Source organism: Micromonospora sp. NPDC002411 (assembly GCF_053592955.1).
Window position 1 is genome coordinate 1 of the sequence record NZ_JBSFBM010000600.1, and the last position, 1,915, is coordinate 1,915.

Here is a 1,915-nt window from a genome sequence, read left to right on the forward strand (position 1 = left end):
CATCACGGTGCCGACGGCACCTGTCGCTCCGACCACGGCGAGGGTGGGCAGCGCCGTCATCGGGCGCTACCTACCCGTCCCCGCGTAGACCACGAGGGTGCCGCCGCCGGTCGGCGGGATCAGGTACGGCTGGAGGATCGCCTGCTTGGTGGTGTTGACGTTCGTCCAGTCGTCCAACGCGATCCCACCGGTGTCACCCGAGTTCGGGTTCCACGACCAGTAGGTGAAGGACATCCCGGTCACCCCGGTGCCGGTGTACGCCATCAGCCTCTCCAGCCACACCCGGTCCTTCGGGTCGGCCAGGGTGCTGCCGAACTCGCCCATCATGATCGGCGCGATGTTCTGCTTGTACAGGTAACCCCAGTACTTGTCCCAGATGGCCGGCATGTTCGCCGGGTAGTCCGGGGCGTCGAACCAGCTCTGCCGGTACACCGAGGTGGCGTACTCGTGCGGCGAGTAGACCAGCCGGTTCGGCACACTCAGTCGGACCGGGAACTGGCCGGCCTTCGACAGGTTGCCACCCCACCAGCCGCAGTCCTCGTCGTTGCTGGTGTCGCCGTCCCAGACGTTGGAGAGGCCGCCGCTCGGGCAGCTCACCCCCTCCACGAAGATCAACCAGTTGGGCTGGACACCGAGGATGGCGTTACCGGCCCGCTCGGCGGCGAGCCGCCAGTCCCGGGTGGTGTCACCACACCCCCAGCACGCGCCGGTGGCCGCCGGGTTGGTGCCCTCGGCGTGCGGCTCGTTGTGCAGGTCCGCGCCGATCACCGTGGGGTTGCCCGCGTACCGCTGGGCGAGCATCTTCCAGTCGTTGATCCAGGTCGCCTCGGAGACCGTCGACGTGTACCACAACGGCGACTGCCCGGCCGACGTCGGCCGGTGCCGGTCCAGGATGATCCGCATACCCTTGCTGCCGGCGTAGTCGATCACCTTGTCCAGGATCTGCAACGGCGACAGCCCGACCAGATCCGGGTTGACGAAGTCGTTGACCCCGCTGGCGGTCGCGCCTGCCTTCAGCGCGTCGTTCGAGTACGGCACCCGCAACGTGTTGTAACCCAACCGCGCCATCGTGTCGAGCTGCCCCCGCCACGGGTTGTTCGACCACAGCCCGTGGAAGGTCTTGTTGTCGGTCTCCATACCGAACCAGTTGATACCGGTCAACCGGACCGTGGCACCGGTGCTGTCCACGATCTGGTTACCGTTGGTGTGCAGGTAGCCGGTGCCGGTGCCAGCGGCCACGGCCGGGCTGCTGCTAACGGCGGCGGCGAGGAACACGCCGGCCGTGACGGTGGCGAGCGCGGTGACCGCACCGCCGAAAGCCTGAGGACGGAACATTCGAGCTCCAATTCGGAGGCCGAGCGTCACCGGTCTGGGACGCCCGGCGGGCGGCCGTCCGCACGTCACGCTCCCTCAGGGGTACGCGGACAGTGCGCGACGGCCCATGTCACGCGGACGTGTCACTCGCGGAAGCTCACCGGCGACCCACGACAGCGGTTGTTCCGCCCTCGTCGCCCTCGTCCCGGTGGCCCTACCTGGTCCCGTGGCTCATTCTGATCACCCCACGTCAATGCGTCAACCAGCCCCGCCAGCCCACACCAACGCCCGTCGCGCCGCCGCCCACCCCGCCTCCGAGCGCCCACCCCCATGATCGCGCTCGATCCTTGATTTAGTGGCCTGAGAAGCGTCCGGAAGCCACTACATCAAGGATCGAGCGCGACCTTGGTTTGACGCAGGCGCCTGAAACCCCTCCCGGCCGGTCCAGGACGCTCGTCGTCGCCAAGATCCGCGCAACATCAGGGATGTTGCTGCCTGCCGCGCCTCGGAGGCAGCAACATCCGGGAAGTTGTGCGGATCTTGGGCGCGGCGCGGCGGCGCGGCGGCGCGGCGGCGCGGGGCGGGGCGGCGCGGGGCGGGG

General features: G+C 68.8%; 1 pseudogene. It reads right to left on the minus strand.

The window, feature by feature from the left end:
* Nucleotides 1-72 precede the first annotated feature (72 nt).
* Nucleotides 73-1,335, minus strand: a pseudogene (locus tag ACWCO3_RS34315) (glycoside hydrolase family 5 protein); the annotation flags it as partial.
* Nucleotides 1,336-1,915: the final 580 nt, after the last annotated feature.